We start from the raw sequence: 15,259 nt of genomic DNA, 5'->3' as shown, positions 1-15,259 counted from the left end.
ACCGTACGGGAGGGGCCACCGGCCGAGCTGGGATTTTCTCTCGGGGGACCGGCATAGCGGGACGCGGTGGCGCGCGTCCTCCCTCGTGGAAGGGGCGGGCAGTGGGCTCGCCCGGGGGAAGCGAAGGTGACGATGGATGGCCAGGCGCAGGACAGTTTCCGTGAGTTCGTGGAGAACCGGTCGTCCGCGCTGCTGAGGACCGCCGTGCTGCTCAGCGGCGGGGACCGGCACGCCGGCGAGGATCTGCTGCAGAACGCGCTGATCAAGGCGGCCGGGCGATGGCACCGGATCGATGAACCCGAGGCCTATGTACGCCAGATCCTGTACCGGCAGCAGATCAGCCGCTGGCGGCTGAAGGGGTGGCGGCGCGAGGTCAGTGTCGCCGAGCCGCCCGACACCGGCGCCCGGCCCGACGACTCCGCCGCCGCCGAGCTGCGGCTCGTGATGCGCGGCGCGCTCGCCCGGCTCACCGCACGGCAGCGGACCGTGCTCGTGCTGCTCCCCCACGCTCGGCTTCGCTCGCGCGGGGGGACCCCCATCTTCGAGGACCTGCCCGAGGCCGAGGTGGCCCGGATCCTCGGCTGCTCCGTAGGGACCGTGCGGTCCACCACCCATCGCTCCCTCGCCCGGCTGCGCGCCCTCGCGCCCGAGCTGGCCGCGCTCACCGCGGCCGAGCGGCTGCCCGACTTCCAGCCCGTGGAGGTACATCCGTGAACGTCGAGGAACTCGTGCGTGACGCGCTGCGGGAGACCGCCGAGGCGCAGTCTCCGGCCGGGCCCGGCCTCGCCGACCGCGTGCTGGCCACGCGGCGGCGTCGTCGCCGTCGTAGGATCGCCGCCGCTGCCGCGGCCACCGTGGCCGTCGTCGCCCTCGGGGTCGGCATCCCGCAGCTGGACTCCGGGAAGGCCGACGTGCGGCCCGCGGGTCTGCTCGACGGCAGCGGGACGAGTGCGCATCCCGACCAGTCGCCGCCCCGCGAGCTGATCGGGGCGGGCGAGGTGGCGCTGGCCGCCTACTACACGACGGAGCTCCAGGAGCGGCTCGGCGCCGATTCCATCGACCGCCGTACGTACTGGCTGCTCGATCCCGGGACCGGCCGCTACGAGAAGGACACCCGGTGGTCCTTCGTCGCCGTCGCCCCGGGAATGCGTACCGCCGCCGTGCTGGAGCAGACGCTGCCCGCCCGCCGGATCGGGCTGCTCGACCTCGCGACGGGGGAGGTCGAGCGGTGGATCCCGGTCCGGCACGGCGTCGGCGGGCTCGCGTACTCGTACGACGGGACGAAGCTCCTGGCGACGACGTACGACGAGCATCCCGATCTGCGCGAGGGGACGTACAACGCCGAGACCGGCGGCATCGGCTGGCACGAGCCCTCCGGCCGTACGGCCAGAACCGGGTTCACCCTCGTCGACCCCGTCAAGGGGACCGAGGGGCCGTGGCGCGAACTCCCCTCCGAAGGGCGACCGTTCAACTTCCGTTCGGACCTGCAGTTCAGCCGCGACGGGCGACTGGTGTACTCGAGGATCGTCGGCGGCCGGGACGGCATGCAGAAGTTCTACGACCTCACAGGCGCCGCGGTCGCCGCCCCCGCCGACGAGCGGCACCTGCGCTCCGACGTCCCCGCCCGGCTCTCCCCGGACGGCAAGCTCGCCGCGCTCGGCCTGACCAAGGAGTGCCGGACAAGTCGTACTCCTCGATCCGGGACCCCCAGTCCGGCAAGGAGATCACCAAGGTGCGCGGGGACGAGCTGATCGCCTGGGTGGACAACCGGCGGCTCATCGCCTGGGAGCGGGCCGCGGGCGAGGGGCCCTACCGGCCGCGGCTCGCGCTGGTCACGATCGGCAGCGACAAGGTGCAGTGGCTCAGCGGGCTGCGCGAGCAGAAGCCCGTGCAGTGGACCTGGGAGCCGGTCTTCGCCCGGCGCTGATCAATCCATCAGGCTTCGGTACGCCGTCAGCAGCCCGTCGGTCACCTCGCGGCCGGCGGGCCGCAGCGGTGCGCGGACCGGGCCCGCGGGCAGGCCCAGTTCGTTGAGGAGGGCCTTCGCGGTGACCGTGCCGGGCAGGCCGGCGGACATCATCAACTCGATGAGCGGCATGGCCCGTTGCTGGAGCCGGGCCGCCTTCGTCGTCTCGCCCGCGTCGAACGCGTCCAGGACGGCCCGGAGTTGGGCGGGAACCGCATTGGCGACCGTACTGATGTAGCCCGCGCCGCCCACCGCGTACAGCGCGAGGTTGTGCTCCTCGCAGCCCGCGTAATACGCCAACTCCGTGCGGGAGATGACCTTCTGGGCAGCCATGAAGTCGTAGGAGCAGTCCTTCACCGCGACGATCCTCGGGTGCTCGGCGAGCCGGAGCATGGTGTCCGGCTCGATGCGGACACCGGTGCGGCCCGGGATGTCGTAGACCACGAGCGGCAGTCCCGAGGCGTCGGCGATCTCCCGGAAGTGCGCCTCCAGCGCGTCCTGCGGCGGCCTGCTGTAGTACGGCGACACCACCAACAGCCCGTCCGCGCCCGCCTTTTCGGCCGCGAGCGCCAGCTCGACGGTGTGCCGGGTGTCGAAGGTGCCGACCCCGGCCAGCACCGACGCCCTCTCGCCCACCGCCTCCCGCACCGCACGGACGAGCCGGGCCTTCTCCTCGTCCGTCGTGGTCGGTGACTCGCCCGTGGTGCCGGACAGCACCAGACCGTCGCAGCCCTCGGACACCAGCCGCTCGGCGAGCCGCTGCGCCCCGGCGAGATCGAGCGCGCCCTCGTCGGTGAAGGGCGTGATCATGGCGCAGAGGGCGCGGCCGAAGGGGGAGTTCGTGGTCGTCATGGAAGTAGTCTCGGCAGCGCGACACTGAAGCTCCACTTAAATTTCCTACGAGGTATCGTTAAGCATCACTGTGGTGTGGGGTGTCGAGGCCCTATGTCCAAACCGGGGCGCCATGGGTCACTATGGCCCAGACGGTCAACGACCCCTGGTCCTGGAGGCGTCATGAAGCTCGGCAAAGCACTCGCCACCGGAGTCGCTGAAGAGCGGCCGCTGATCCACGACGAAGAGCCCGAACTCCCCGAGACCATCGAGGAGATCAAGGAACTGAAGGCCCCCGAAGAGGTCCCGGCGGCCCGATGAGGCTGCGGCTTCCGGAGGAACGCCCGACGGAGCCGCCGACCGGATACAAGATCGCCCACCCGGTGCTGGCCCACGACGGCACCCGGGCCGGCTTCACCGGTGTGTCGCTGGGCGGCGCGCTGCCGTACGGAGTCCTGGCCGACGCGTCCTGTGCCTACGGCCTCAGACACCGGGCACCGCACCGGCGCTGCGACTGCGGCTTCCACTGTGTGCACGACCGTACGGCCGCGGAGGCGCTGCTGTGCACGGCCGAGCACCGGGCGGCCGTACTGCTGGAGGTCACGGTGCTGGGCCGCTACCTCCGCTTCGAGCTCGGCTTCCGCTACGCCCGTCAGCGGGTGCGCACCGCCACCGTCGGGCCGTGCGGGTGCGGTGCGGTTGCCGTGGCGCTGGCCGACGCGGGCTGGGGGCGGCCGGGGTGGCTGGGGCTCGCCCCCTCCTGCGCGGGCTGTCTGCGCGGCCGTACGTCCGTCTCGCTCGCCGGGTTCGCGCGGCTGGCGGGGGAGGGGTTGCGGGTGATCGCCGGGAAGGGCGCTTCCGTACCGGCGGGCGAACTCGGTGTGCCGGAACTCGCCGCCGAGGCCGCCCTGTTGCAGGCGCGCCTGGACTGGTTCCAGAGTCAGCTGGCGCGGCTCGGGGAGCGCGGTCCTGGCGGCGAGCCGCAGGGGTAGCGAGGGCCGGTGCGGGTACCCGGGGTGTTCCGAAGCGAGAGGAGGCGGACACCGTGACCGGGACCACGGCCCCGAGGCCGGCACACGACGCACACCATTCGGTGGGTGAACTCGTCGGGCAGGCGACCGAGCAGCTCTCCCTGCTCGTACGACAGGAACTGGCCCTCGCCAAGGAGGAGCTGGCCGAGAAGGGCCGACGCGCGGGCCGCGGCGGTGGGCTGCTGGGCGCGGCCGGTGCCGTTGCCTACGCCGGGCTGCTCGCCCTGGCCGGCACGGCCGTCGCCGCCCTCTCTGTGACGCTGTCGGTGTGGGCCGCGGCGCTCATCGTGACGGCGGTGCTGTTCGCCGTCGCTGCCGTGCTGGGCGCGACCGGTCGTGCCCAGCTGAAGCGCGCCGCACCTCCCACGCCCGAGGAGACCCTCGGCAGCGTCCGGGCCGATGTCGAGGAGATCAGGGAAAGGGCACACCGATGACGGACAAGGCAGCGGAGGGCGTGGGGCACGGGGCCAAGGGTCCCGAGGAACTGCGTCGGCAGATCGAGGAGACCAGGGGCCGGCTCGGCGACACCGTCGAGGAGCTGGCGGGCAAGACGGACGTGAAGGGCCGGGCCCGGGCTCGCGCCGCCGACCTCAGGGACCGGGCGGGCGCGATGACCGTGCAACTGCGCAGCAGCGCGGCCCAGGCAGGACACACCGTGCACGACAAGGCGGCCGAGGCGGGTCACACCGTGCACGACAAGGCGGCCCAGGCGGGTCACACCGTGCAGGACGGGGCGACCCGGGCGGGTCACGTCGTCGAGCAGAGCGCGCCGCGCCCCGTCCGCACCGTCGTACAGGCCGGGCTGCGGCACCCGCGGCCGGTGCTGGTGGCCGGGGCGGTGGTGGGCGCGGTGGTCGCCGCGGAGGCGATGCGGCGGCGCCACAACGGGCATCGCTGAGACGACGCGGACGACGACGGGCGGTGCGGGACCGGGTGACCGGTCCCGCACCGCCCGTCGTCGTGTACGGCCCAACAGCCGCCGTACCTCTCCCACTTGACCTCAAGCAAGGTTGAGGTCAGAGGCTGGTCGACGTACCGATCACCGACGCAACGGAGGCCGGCCATGACCCGCCGTACCGACGCCCACCCCGACCCGACCCGCCCCGAGATCGGGGCGCCCTTCTTCAGTACCTGGCGCGTGGGCACCCCCCAGCGGCAGACGGAGACCGCCGAGGCCATCGCCCGCACCTGGGACGGCCGCCCCTGGGGCAGCCCGGATCTGCTCGCCTACCACATCTACTCCGGCCACGACGGCACCACGCTGATGCACTACTCGCAGTGGCGGAACGAGCAGGGCTACGAGGCCTACTTCAAGACCCTCCGCCAGGAACGCAACGACGAGATCGACACCGCCGTACCCGGCATCGAGCGGGTCCGCCTGGACCGCTACCGGCTCTACCGCAGCCGCGCCCGGGCCGCCGGTGACGCCCGGGTCCCGGGCCTGATCGTGACCGTCCGCATCGACTTCGAGCCGGATGCGGCCGAGAAGCGGGCCGACTGGGTGGACACGCTCCTCTCCACCATGGAAGGCCCGGTCGGTGACCCCGGGCTGATCTCCGCGCACTTCCATCTGAGCACCGACGGCACGCATGTCCTCAACTACGCCGAGTGGGACAACGACCTGTCCTACGACGCCGCCATCGAGGCGCCCGAGACGCCGGAGTGGGAGCGGGTGCGGACGTATCCCGGCATCAAGGGGTTCACCGGCAGCCGGTACCGGCACGCGCTGGGGCTCGTGCCCTGACCCGAGGCTGACCGACAATTCCACTCGCCTGGACAAAAAAAGTTTTCGGTGAGATCGTGGACTCATGTTGGACGTGACCGTGATCGAGGACCCCGAGGCGGCGGCCGTCTCCCTGGACCCCATAAGAGCCCGGCTGCTCGCCGAGCTGGCGGCCGGCCCCGCGTCGGCCGCCATGCTGGCCGGCAAGGTCGGGCTGCCCCGGCAGAAGGTGAACTACCACCTGAAGGCGCTGGAGCGGCACGGCCTGGTCGAGCTGGCCGGGGAGCGCCGCAAGGGCAATGTCACCGAGCGGCTGATGCGGGCGACCGCCGCGTCGTACGTCATCTCGCCGCTCGCCCTCGCCGCCGTGCAACCGGACCCGGAGCGCTTCCGGGACCAGCTCTCCGCGCGCTGGCTGCTGGCGCTCGGCGCCCGTCTGGTGCGGGACGTGGGCTCGCTGATCACCGGTGCGGCCAAGGCCCGCAAGGGCCTTGCGACCTATGCGCTGGACGGCGAGGTGCGGTTCGCCTCGGCGGCCGAACGAGCCGCGTTCATCCAGGAGTTGACGGCGGGCGTCACGGGGCTGATCCGCAAGTACGACGCCCCGGACGCCGAGGGCGGACGGGACCACCGGATCGTCGTGGCCGTCCATCCCACCCTCAAAAAAGACGAGTTGGAATAGTTCTTCAGGAGCTCACCATGCCCAAGGAATTCGAGATCGCCCGCGAGTTCGAGGTCGACGCCACTCCGGAGGAGGTCTTCGAGGCCGTCACCGCCGGAACCGGAGGGTATCTGTGGCCCATGGAGCCGCCGGAGCCCCGGGTCGGCGGCAAGGGGCCGTTCGGGTCCACGGTCACTGCCTGGGATCCGCCCTACCGCTACTCCAACCGCGTCGAGGACGTCGAGGGCATCTCCGAGCAGACCGCCAACCAGCTCGACTACACCATCGAGCCGCGGGACGACGGCAAGCGGGCCTGGGTGCGGTACGTGCACAGCGGGATCTTCGTCGACGACTGGGACAACCAGTACGACGGCGCCGCCAAGCACACCGACTTCTATCTGCACACCCTGCGCGAGTACCTCACCCACTTCGCGCCCCGCCCGGCCGCCTTCGCCACCTTCGACGGACCCGAGGCCTCCAAGGCCGCCGACGCCCTCGAAGCCGTAGGGCGGGCGCTCGGGGTCGGCCCGGACGTGGCCGCCGGTACACAGGTGAGGGTCCACGGGCCCGACGAGTTCGACGCCGTGGTCGACTTCCGCAACCCGTACTTCATCGGGCTGCGCACCGACCGGGGCCTCACCCGGATCTTCGGGCGCAACCACTGGGGCTACCCGGTCGGCATCTCCCTGCACGACTTCACCCCGGGCGCCGAGATCGAGGAGTGCGAGACCGAATGGCAGGGCTGGCTGAACAAGGTGTTCAACCAGCCCTGACCGAACGGGAGTTACGGCTTGAAGCGCAGGACCTGCGGGTCGTGGTCGCTGATCTGGTCGTTGAACTCCGCGTTGACGTGCACGCTGTCGTACTCGAAGTCACAGCCGCGCCGGATCGACGGGCTGACCAGGATCTGGTCCAGGACCTGGCTGTTGCCCTGGTAGACGTACGAGTAACGCTCGCTGCGCGGCAGCGACTTGACGGCCGACCACAGGGCGCCGTCGCTCTCCAGGATCTTGGTGGTCTCGGAGAACTCGAAGTCGTTGATGTCGCCGAGCGTGACGACGTCCGCGTTCTTCTGGGTGTCGAGGATGTCCTTGACGAAGGCGTTCACCAGGGTCGCCTGCTGGTGCCGCTGGGTCTCCGAGCTGCGCGGCACCGGCTGGTACTGCGAGGTCAGACCCAGGTCGCCGCCCTTGGAGTTGAAGTGGTTGGCGATCACGAAGACCGTGCGGCCCCGGAAGACGAACTCGCCGACCAGCGGCTTGCGGCTGTTGGCGAACGCCGTGTTCGCCGGGTCGATACGGCCCGGGGAGACCGTCAGCGCGGCCTTGCCCCGCTCCTCGGTGACCCCGACGGCCGTGGTGGCGTCGCCGCCCGCGCGGTCCGTGAAGGAGACCCGCTCCGGGTTGAAGAGGAACGCCTGGCGGATGTTGCCGCCCGGCTCACCGCCGTCGGTCTTGTCGGCCGGGTCGATGGAGCGCCAGTCGTACGTCGGGCCGCCCGCGGCGACGATCGCGTCGATCAGCTTCTGCATCGTCTGGTCGGCGGCGACCGTACCGTCGTTCTTGGCGCCGTTGTTGTCCTGGATCTCCTCCAGGGACACGATGTCGGGCGACTGGAGGTTGTTCACGATCGCGGAGGCGTGCTCCTCGAAGGTGGCGTCGGACGGGTCGAGGTTCTCGACGTTGTACGTCGCGACCGCCAGCTCGCCCCGCTTCTGCTTCTCGGTGGTCTCCCGCTCCAGCTCGGCGCTCTCCAGAGTGCCGAGCTGGGTGGCGATCAGGGTGTAACCACCGAACTGGTTGTAGTCCAGCGGGCCCGCGGTGGTGCCGGTGAGGGTGTCACCGACGTTCGCCTTCGGGAAGTCGGCGACCGCGCCGAGCGACTGGATCTGGATGCGGCCGGTGTTCTGGGACTCGTAGGAGCCGTACACCGTGCCACCGCGGCGGTTGCGGTTCTCCCACGGCTTCACCGTGACCCACAGCTCGGTGTACGGGTCGGTGGCGCCGACCACCCGGGCGTCGGAGACCTGGACGTTCATGCCCTCCAGGGACTCGTACAGGTCCAGGGCGTGCGTCGACGGCTGGAGGGGCAGGCCGTTGATCGAGTTGCTCGCGGCGCTGTCGCCCGCCGGGGCGTAGGCGCTCGGCACCGACTTGGCATCGATGACGGTCGCGGCCGGGACGGCGTTGCCGCTGGAGACCACGGTGGTCGTCGGCTTGGTGATCTCGGTCAGCGCCTGGTTGCCGGAGGAGGTGCCGCCGGGCACGTACTCCGAGACCGTGCCGGAGACCGTCACCAGGTCGCCGACGGCCACACCCTTGGGCGTGGAGCTGGTGAAGACGAAGATGCCCTCACTGGTGGCCGGGTCGGCGTCCGCGTCCGGGTCCTGGATCCAGAAGCCGCGGGACGAGCCGTAGGTCCGGATACCGGTGACGATGCCGGTCACGTCCGTGACCTGCTTTCCGGCGTACGGGGATATGCGGGTGCTGCCCTGGATGTCATGGATGCGCACCGAGTCGGCGTGCGCGGGAGACGTGAGGACGATGGTGGACGCCGCAGAACAGACAGCGGCGACGGTGAGCGCGGCAATACGCGCTGACGACTTGCTCGGCAACGGGATCCCTCCGGGGACGTGCGTGGGCGCCGGGACGAGGGTGGAGCGTGGAATGTGGGAGCCGCGGCGACCGGTGGGGCGGCGCGACGCGCGTAGAGATTCGGTGCACAGGTGTCCGGCTCCGGTGAATGGATATCCACTTCGGTGAACAGATGTCCTATGAATTTCTACGCGCGTAATCTCCTGCCTGGTCAGGCCACTTGTCAAGGTTTCGGCCATGTACACGGGTCAACGGGTAGATGAACCGGGCGGCATGGGCCCAAATCCGTCTAGGCTGAGCGGCTGAGTGGTACGACGCGTCCTACTAGGAGAACCAGCCGATGTCAGACAGCTCCCCCCTGCCGCCGGTGCGCCTGCATCCCGAAGCGGAGCTGGCGCGGGACGCGCTGTCCACGCCCCTGCTCTCCCGGGCGGCCCGACTCGCCCGCTGGGCCGGCCCCGACACCCGCGTCGACGCCGGCGGCGGACTCGTAGAAGAACAGCTCCCCGCCGCCGCCGAGGTCCTCGGACTGACCGGGGACGAGGCTGCCGCTTACGCCAGTGAGGCCTGGCGAGTCGCGGTCGACGCCGGGCTCGTCGAGATCGTCGACGAGGAGGAAGGCACCGTCGCGGCGGGCGAGGACCTGGCGCTGCTCACCAGTGGCTCGCCGCACGATGTGCTCGCGGTGTGGCAGGCGGCGCTGGAGACGGTGCTCGCGGACGCGGGGGTGCCGGACCTCGACGACCTGGTCGACGCCATGGGCGACGGTGGCGCGATCGACCTCTCCCAGCTGGACTGGGACCCCGAGGCCGAGGCGGAGTTCCTCGACGGGGTGCTCGGGAATCTGTATCTGCTGACGGTCGGCGAGGAGGGGCCAGGGGAGGCTCCGGTGCCGCTGCCGGCCCTCGCCGCGTCGATGATCGTGCCCAGCGACATGGGCGAGCCGACCAACGACGTACTGGAGCAGGTCTCCGACGCGATGATGCGTCTCGACGACCAGTTCCGGATGCTGGAGCCGGCCGGGCTCGTGGAGTACCAGCCGGTCGACGAGGCGCTGATGGCGGACGCCGAAGAGGAGCCGTCCGCGCCGGTCGACGAGACGGACGTCGCTCGCTACGGCATGGTGCGGCTGACCCCGCTCGGGCTGTACGGCTTGCGTGCGCGGCTGTTGGAGGCGGGGTTCACGGCGCCGGCCGTCGGGGAGCTCGCGGACAAGGGGGCCGATGCGCTGCTCGACGGTACGGCCGTCTTTCCGCCGGGTGCTGCGCAGGCGGAGACGGAGCAGTGGCTGACTCGACGTCAGGCGCTGCCTGCGGCGCGGGAGTTGCTGGCTGCGGCTCGGGGTTCTGATGCCGGGGCTCCGTTGCGGCGGTTGCGGTGTCAGCAGGCCCTTTCGCTGGTGGGGGATGAGGCGGAGCCCGCGTTGCGGGAGGTGCTGGACGATCCCGAGCTGGGTGGGCTGGCTCGTGTCTGGCTGACCGAGCGGGGGGCTGCGGAGGTGCCGGCGCCGTCCGAGGCGATGGTGTACTGGCTGACCATCGACACGGTTGCTGCGCAGCTGGCGGCCGAAGGGAATTCCGAGGAGCTTCGGGCTCTGGTGTCCGGGCTTGCCGAGCAGCACAGTGGGTTCTTCGCGGCTGTTTGGCGGGTGGAGCATCCCGCTACCGCGGAGGTGTTGGAGGCGATGGGGCGGTTGCATCCGGACAAGCGGATCGCGAAGGAAGCGCGGAAGGCGGCGTTCAAGGCTCGGTCGCAGGCCTGAGGGGGTGGGGTGTGGGGGTGCGTTGGCGGCTGCGGGTTGTGTGTGGCTGGTCGCGCAGTTCCCCGCGCCCCTTAGGGAGTTGGGGTGCGCGCCTCTAGTTTCCTCGGGGGGTTGGGGAGCGCTGCTCGGGGGGCGCTTGCTCTGCGAGGGGAGTTTGTCTCCTTTCCGCGGGGCTCACTGCTGATCTCCGAAGGTGACGTCGGGTCCGATGTCTTTGTGTTGCTCTCCTCCTACGTCAAGGTCACCGCTTCCCTTGCCGACGGGGGTTGGACCCTTGTTGCCGTACGTATGTCCGGGGATCTCGTCGGGGAGCTCGCCGGGATGAGTGGGGCTCCCCGTAGTGCTTCCGTCATTGCCTGTGGGAGTGAGCCCGTTACCGCGCTTCGGCTCGGGTGGGGGGACTTCGAGGCCGTCAAGGCGGAACATCCCGAGGTGCTGCTGCGGTTGCAGGAGTCCGTCAGCCGGAAGCTGGTGGCAGCCACTCGGCGGCGCGTTGACTTTCATCGACGCAGTCCTACCGTCCGGCTTGCCCGTGTTCTGGTGGAGATGGCCGATGACTTCGGGCAGTCGGTGCGGGGTCGCGAGGTAATCCTTCCGATGGACCTCAAGCACATGGAGTGGGGCGAGCTGATCGGAGTCTCGGAGAGCACGGCGTACCGCGCGCTGAGGGAGCTGCGTGATCTCGTGGACGCTCACCACCGGCGCGTCATCGTCACGGATCTGACGGGGCTTCGGGCGGTGGCCGAGCGGGAGTGAACTGCCGGTAGGGTCAGTGCGCCTGGGTCGGGTGGCGACTGCTCGTTCGGCTGTGGTAGTTACCTGCTGTTTTCAAGTCGTGGGCACCGCCTCCCTGTTCAGGAGCACCAGTACTTTGCCTGACTACCCTTCCGGGTCCGATGACGAGCCGGACGATGAAGTCTTCGAAGCGGTATTCGTCCGAGCGGATCTGGGCGACTACAGCTCACTCAAAGGCCCCGACATGCACAAGGCGCAAGCGGCGCTGTACCGGGCGTACGTGGGGGCGCTCGCACAGGCGCCCGAGGCGTTGGGCAGGGAGTTCCGCGGCTTCCAGGACGACGGGGACGGGTTCCTCGTCTGGTGGCCGAGCGGCCGGATGGGCCTGGTGGTGTCCAAGTTCGTCGCCGCGTTCCAGGAGACGCTCGCCAAGCAGAACGTCGACTGGGAGCACAAGCTGCTGCAGGTCCGCCTGTCGGTCGTCACCGGCCTCGCCGTGACCAGCGCGCTCGGCACCGCGGGTGAGGGAGCCGTCGAGGCCAAGAGGCTGGTCGACTGCCGTCAGGCGAAGCTGCTCCAGGAGGACTACGAGGACCAGCAGCTGGTGGTCGTCGTCAGCCAGTACGTCTACGAGCAGACCGTTCGTGGCGGCTGGGCGGCCGACGTCGACCCGGCGAGCTTCCATCCCGTGCAGGTCCTCGACAAGCACAAGAAGCAGCGGACGGCCTTCCTCACCGCGCCCGGCCGTACCGCGGAAGAGGTGCGCAAGACGGTCGACCTGTCGATGTTCGCCCGGCTGCGGCGCCGTATCGACAGAACCGTCGTCCCCCAGATCCGCAAGATCTCGCAGGCGTTCAAGTGGACGCCGAAGCTCGTGCTGGCCTCCCTGGCGGCACCGGCCGTAGCGGCCCTGGCGGCGGCGACCCTGCTCGGGACGCTGCCGTTCAGCTGGCCCTACGGCGGGGCAGGGACGGTCGACGCCTCGGTCTGGGCGGCGGAGACGGCGTACCCCTGGCCCGACGAACGCCCGGGGCCGTCGACCTCGCGCTCGGAGGCCGGGCGGCCCTCCCTGTCCGTCGAGGACGGGCGCGGTGCCGTCGGCAACGTGGGCTACGGCGGAGTCCTCGCCGCCGACGGGACGGGGGTCCGGCTCGTGGCCGACCCGGACGGCGCCGGGCGGACCTGGCGGTGGAGCCCCGTGGGCGGCGGACGCCAGCGGCTGACGACCGGGGACGACCGCGCGCTGACCCTCGACACCGGCAGCGGCGAGGTATATCTCGACGGGTACGCCGATGTCCCCGCCCAGGACTGGTGGGCCGCACCTGTGCCCGGCGGCGAGGGCTCCTTCCGGCTCCACAACGGGGCCCGGCCGGACGACTGCCTCACCGCCGACGGCGAGGGCGGCGCGCCCGTGATGGAGGCCTGCCGACCGGGGGACCGGATGCAGGAGTGGACGGCGGGCTGAGGTCCGCAGTGGGGCGGCCGGCCGACGTCCGTAGTGGGGGCGGCCGGCTGACGTCCGTAGCGGAGGGCCGTATGACGTCCGCCCCCGAACGCGCGTCCACCTCTACCTCCGCGCCCCGGAGCCACCCCGTCACCTGACGGGCGATGCCCCCTCCCGTGAGCGGCCGCCGCACCCTGGTGGCACGGAAGTCGGGGCAGGGGGCGTCGATGTCGGAGTACGGGGGCGGGCGGGCGATGGAGATCGCCGTGGCCGCGGGGCTCGGGGCGCTGTCGGCCTTCCAGGGATACGTCCAGGAGGCCGACGCGAAGATCAACAGCATGCTCGTGGTGCATACCGGGGGCGTGGTCGCGGTCGTGACCACCCTCGGCAACGGCGGCCGGGACCGGCACGGAACGGTCACCGACGCCGCCCTGGCCCTGTTCGCGGTCACCTTCCTGGTCTCCGGCTACCACCTGGCGCGGGCCATCCGGCCCCGGCTGCACGTTCCACTGCCGCCGAGCCCGTTCGGCTTCATGGGCCTGGACATCTCACCGGCCGCCGACCCACGCGAGCTCTGCGCCCAACTCTGGGACATGGCACGCCTGTTGGGCGTCATCGCGCACGCCAAGAACCGCCATCTGCTGAGGGCGATGCCGTGGACCGGCCTGATGCTGTGCTGCGGGGTGGCGGTGGCGGTGTTAGGCAGGTAAGTCATGGGCCCGCGGCCGCCCGGTGTTCAACTGCCGTTCAGACGCGGGCGGGACGGTGGCGCCGACCGAGGTCCGCCACCCTCCACGGCACACCCACCGTCACAGGAGACAGCATGTCGCTCACCCGCAGGGACTTCGCCAGAACTTCCGCGATCACCGGAGCCGGGGTTGCGCTGGCGGGCAGCGTCGGCGCCCTCGCCACCGCTCCGAACGCCCTCGCCTCCACCGAGACCGTGACCGAGGGGGCGGACCCGGTGCACGCGCACCTCGGCCTCGGGTACGGGCCGCTGCTCCCCGACCCCGACGGTCTCCTCGCACTGCCTGCCGGATTCACGTACCGCGTCATCACCCACACCGGCAAGACCAAGCTGGAGTCGGGCGAGACCACGCCGTCCAACCACGACGGCACCGCGACCTTCGCCGGCCCGCGCGGCACCACCCTGCTGGTCAACAACCACGAGATCGGCGGCCCCATCACCGACGCGGACCACCCGGTCCCGCTCGCCGAGGGCCTCGTCTACGACCCGGCCGCCGCCGGCGGCTGCACGGTCGTCGAGGTGCGCCCCGGCGGCAAGGTCGCCGAGTGGGTCGGCATCGCCGGCACCTCCACCAACTGCGCGGGCGGCAGCACCCCTTGGGACACCTGGCTCACCTGCGAGGAGACCGAGGACAAGGCCGGCTCCAAGGGCATGACCAAGGACCACGGCTACGTCTTCGAGGTCGACCCCATCGACCGGCGCGCCAACAAGAACCCCAAGCCCATCAAGGCGCTCGGCCGCTACGCCCACGAGGCCGTCGTCATCGACCCCAAGCGGGGCCACGCCTATCTGACCGAGGACGCCTCCAACCCCAACGGTCTGCTGTACCGCTGGACCCCGCCCGAGGGCTACCGCCACGGCCGCGCCAAGTTCCGCACCCTCGCCGACAACGCGGGCAAGCTCCAGGCCTTCAAGTGCTTCGACTCCGGCGGCCAGTTCGTCGACGACCTCTCCCGCGCCACCAAGATCGGCACGGTGTACGGCGTGGACTGGATCGACGTCCCCGACCGGGACGCGAAGACCACCTCCGTGCGCAAGCAGTTCACCACCGGCCAGATCACCCGCTGCCGCAAGCTGGAGGGCATGTGGTGGGGCGACGGCGGCGCATACATCGTCTCCTCCTACGCCCGCGCCGAGAGCCCCGGCAAGCCGCACGACGGCCAGGTCTGGTTCTACGACCCCAAGCGCCGCACCCTCACCCTGAAGGTCCTCCTCGGCGTGAACGCCGACCCGTCTGATCCTTCGGCGGTTGGCGCCTTCGACGGCCCGGACAACATCACCGTCTCCCCCTACGGCGGCCTGATCATCGCCGAGGACGGCGAGGGCATCCAGCACCTCTTCGGCGCCACCGACCGCGGCCGCACGTACCCCATCGCCCGCAACGAACTCAACATCGGCACCGAAGAGGAGCCCGAATACAGCGAGTTCACCGGCGTCACTTTCTCTCCTGACGGCCGCACCCTGTACGCCAACATCCAGGACCCGGGCATCATGCTCGCGATCACGGGGCCGTGGAAGCGTCAGGGGCGGTAATTAATTCACTCGCCCACCCGAAGCTGCGCCTCCTACAGTGAGATCAGAACGCAAGCGCACCTCCCGGTGCGATGACAGCGGCTACTTCTCTTTCAAAGAATCCACGCCGCAGTCGACTTGATCTCGGGAGGCGCAGCTCATGGTGGGTGCCCGGTGCGCAGGCAACGGTTACTTCTATGGGATCAGAGGGTTGCGGGTTCGAATCCCGTCATCGACTTCGGGTCGGTGTAG

At 70.7% G+C, this 15,259-nt stretch carries 15 protein-coding genes and 1 pseudogene; 14 read left to right on the top strand and 2 right to left on the bottom strand.

The features are described from left to right. The first annotated feature begins 132 nt into the window (after positions 1 to 132). Together OHT76_RS10605 and OHT76_RS10600 are read left to right on the top strand one after the other, a co-directional pair. The gene (locus tag OHT76_RS10605) at positions 133 to 714 is read left to right on the top strand and encodes a SigE family RNA polymerase sigma factor (RefSeq protein WP_328876498.1); all 582 of its coding nucleotides are present in this window, start codon (positions 133 to 135) and stop codon (positions 712 to 714) included. Continuing rightward, positions 711 to 1,927 (top strand): annotated as a pseudogene (locus tag OHT76_RS10600) (WD40 repeat domain-containing protein). Before OHT76_RS10605 ends, OHT76_RS10600 begins: the two are co-directional and overlap by 4 nt. Here OHT76_RS10600 and dapA read toward each other — a convergent pair. Beyond that, positions 1,928 to 2,818 (bottom strand): 4-hydroxy-tetrahydrodipicolinate synthase, encoded by an 891-nt coding sequence (gene dapA, locus OHT76_RS10595; protein ID WP_328870518.1) that lies wholly within the window; start codon positions 2,816 to 2,818, stop codon positions 1,928 to 1,930. A gap of 162 nt (positions 2,819 to 2,980) precedes the next feature. Between dapA and OHT76_RS10590 the strand changes: the two genes are divergently transcribed. The 7 genes from OHT76_RS10590 to OHT76_RS10560 all read left to right on the top strand — a co-directional run bounded on the left by OHT76_RS10590 (position 2,981) and on the right by OHT76_RS10560 (position 6,985). After that, a complete protein-coding gene (locus tag OHT76_RS10590; protein ID WP_328870517.1) occupies positions 2,981 to 3,118 on the top strand; it encodes a hypothetical protein in 138 nt (45 codons plus the stop codon). After that, positions 3,115 to 3,789, top strand: coding sequence for a hypothetical protein (locus OHT76_RS10585; RefSeq protein WP_328870516.1), 675 nt, complete (start codon positions 3,115 to 3,117; stop codon positions 3,787 to 3,789). Before OHT76_RS10590 ends, OHT76_RS10585 begins: the two co-directional genes overlap by 4 nt. A 53-nt stretch (positions 3,790 to 3,842) precedes the next feature. Further along, positions 3,843 to 4,262 carry a phage holin family protein gene (locus tag OHT76_RS10580; RefSeq protein ID WP_328870515.1) on the top strand — a complete coding sequence of 140 codons (420 nt, stop codon included), beginning with the start codon at positions 3,843 to 3,845 and terminating at the stop codon, positions 4,260 to 4,262. Continuing rightward, the gene (locus OHT76_RS10575; RefSeq protein ID WP_328870514.1) at positions 4,259 to 4,726 is read left to right on the top strand and encodes a DUF3618 domain-containing protein; all 468 of its coding nucleotides are present in this window, start codon (positions 4,259 to 4,261) and stop codon (positions 4,724 to 4,726) included. Before OHT76_RS10580 ends, OHT76_RS10575 begins: the two co-directional genes overlap by 4 nt. A 165-nt stretch (positions 4,727 to 4,891) precedes the next feature. Further along, complete coding sequence (locus OHT76_RS10570) at positions 4,892 to 5,572, top strand: hypothetical protein (protein ID WP_328870513.1); 681 nt, start codon at positions 4,892 to 4,894, stop codon at positions 5,570 to 5,572. Positions 5,573 to 5,636: 64 nt separating this feature from the next. Beyond that, positions 5,637 to 6,233 (top strand): ArsR/SmtB family transcription factor, encoded by a 597-nt coding sequence (locus tag OHT76_RS10565; protein ID WP_328870512.1) that lies wholly within the window; start codon positions 5,637 to 5,639, stop codon positions 6,231 to 6,233. Between the two features lie 17 nt (positions 6,234 to 6,250). Next, complete coding sequence (locus OHT76_RS10560) at positions 6,251 to 6,985, top strand: SRPBCC domain-containing protein (RefSeq protein ID WP_328870511.1); 735 nt, start codon at positions 6,251 to 6,253, stop codon at positions 6,983 to 6,985. An 11-nt stretch (positions 6,986 to 6,996) separates the two neighbouring features. Here the strand turns inward: OHT76_RS10560 and OHT76_RS10555 are convergent, their stop codons facing one another. After that, positions 6,997 to 8,826 carry an endonuclease/exonuclease/phosphatase family protein gene (locus tag OHT76_RS10555; protein ID WP_328870510.1) on the bottom strand — a complete coding sequence of 610 codons (1,830 nt, stop codon included), beginning with the start codon at positions 8,824 to 8,826 and terminating at the stop codon, positions 6,997 to 6,999. Positions 8,827 to 9,146: 320 nt separating this feature from the next. On the opposite strand from OHT76_RS10555, the gene OHT76_RS10550 reads away from it, so the two are divergent. The 5 genes from OHT76_RS10550 to OHT76_RS10530 all read left to right on the top strand — a co-directional run bounded on the left by OHT76_RS10550 (position 9,147) and on the right by OHT76_RS10530 (position 15,028). Further along, positions 9,147 to 10,568, top strand: coding sequence for a hypothetical protein (locus OHT76_RS10550; RefSeq protein ID WP_328870509.1), 1,422 nt, complete (start codon positions 9,147 to 9,149; stop codon positions 10,566 to 10,568). A gap of 84 nt (positions 10,569 to 10,652) precedes the next feature. Then, positions 10,653 to 11,324 (top strand): Crp/Fnr family transcriptional regulator, encoded by a 672-nt coding sequence (locus tag OHT76_RS10545; protein ID WP_328870508.1) that lies wholly within the window; start codon positions 10,653 to 10,655, stop codon positions 11,322 to 11,324. Positions 11,325 to 11,439: 115 nt separating this feature from the next. After that, the gene (locus OHT76_RS10540) at positions 11,440 to 12,768 is read left to right on the top strand and encodes an RICIN domain-containing protein (protein WP_328870507.1); all 1,329 of its coding nucleotides are present in this window, start codon (positions 11,440 to 11,442) and stop codon (positions 12,766 to 12,768) included. Between the two features lie 143 nt (positions 12,769 to 12,911). Beyond that, positions 12,912 to 13,457, top strand: coding sequence for a hypothetical protein (locus tag OHT76_RS10535; RefSeq protein ID WP_328870506.1), 546 nt, complete (start codon positions 12,912 to 12,914; stop codon positions 13,455 to 13,457). 113 nt (positions 13,458 to 13,570) lie between these two features. Next, a complete protein-coding gene (locus OHT76_RS10530; RefSeq protein WP_328870505.1) occupies positions 13,571 to 15,028 on the top strand; it encodes an alkaline phosphatase PhoX in 1,458 nt (485 codons plus the stop codon). Positions 15,029 to 15,259: the final 231 nt, after the last annotated feature.

The sequence above is a fragment of the Streptomyces sp. NBC_00287 genome (assembly GCF_036173105.1).
In the GTDB taxonomy this organism is placed as follows: domain Bacteria; phylum Actinomycetota; class Actinomycetes; order Streptomycetales; family Streptomycetaceae; genus Streptomyces.
This window is presented reverse-complemented; position numbering and strand designations above follow the sequence as displayed.

Bases quoted from the DNA above. Each gene is read 5' to 3' on its own strand.
- OHT76_RS10570 (WP_328870513.1), top strand. From the start codon at position 4,892: ATGACCCGCCGTACCGACGCCCACCCCGACCCGACCCGCCCCGAGATC.
- OHT76_RS10565 (WP_328870512.1), top strand. From the start codon at position 5,637: ATGTTGGACGTGACCGTGATCGAGGACCCCGAGGCGGCGGCCGTCTCC.
- OHT76_RS10560 (WP_328870511.1), top strand. From the start codon at position 6,251: ATGCCCAAGGAATTCGAGATCGCCCGCGAGTTCGAGGTCGACGCCACT.
- OHT76_RS10550 (WP_328870509.1), top strand. From the start codon at position 9,147: ATGTCAGACAGCTCCCCCCTGCCGCCGGTGCGCCTGCATCCCGAAGCG.
- OHT76_RS10530 (WP_328870505.1), top strand. From the start codon at position 13,571: ATGTCGCTCACCCGCAGGGACTTCGCCAGAACTTCCGCGATCACCGGA.
- OHT76_RS10605 (WP_328876498.1), top strand. From the start codon at position 133: ATGGATGGCCAGGCGCAGGACAGTTTCCGTGAGTTCGTGGAGAACCGG.
- OHT76_RS10535 (WP_328870506.1), top strand. From the start codon at position 12,912: ATGCCCCCTCCCGTGAGCGGCCGCCGCACCCTGGTGGCACGGAAGTCG.
- dapA (WP_328870518.1), bottom strand. From the start codon at position 2,818: ATGACGACCACGAACTCCCCCTTCGGCCGCGCCCTCTGCGCCATGATC.
- OHT76_RS10590 (WP_328870517.1), top strand. From the start codon at position 2,981: ATGAAGCTCGGCAAAGCACTCGCCACCGGAGTCGCTGAAGAGCGGCCG.
- OHT76_RS10585 (WP_328870516.1), top strand. From the start codon at position 3,115: ATGAGGCTGCGGCTTCCGGAGGAACGCCCGACGGAGCCGCCGACCGGA.
- OHT76_RS10575 (WP_328870514.1), top strand. From the start codon at position 4,259: ATGACGGACAAGGCAGCGGAGGGCGTGGGGCACGGGGCCAAGGGTCCC.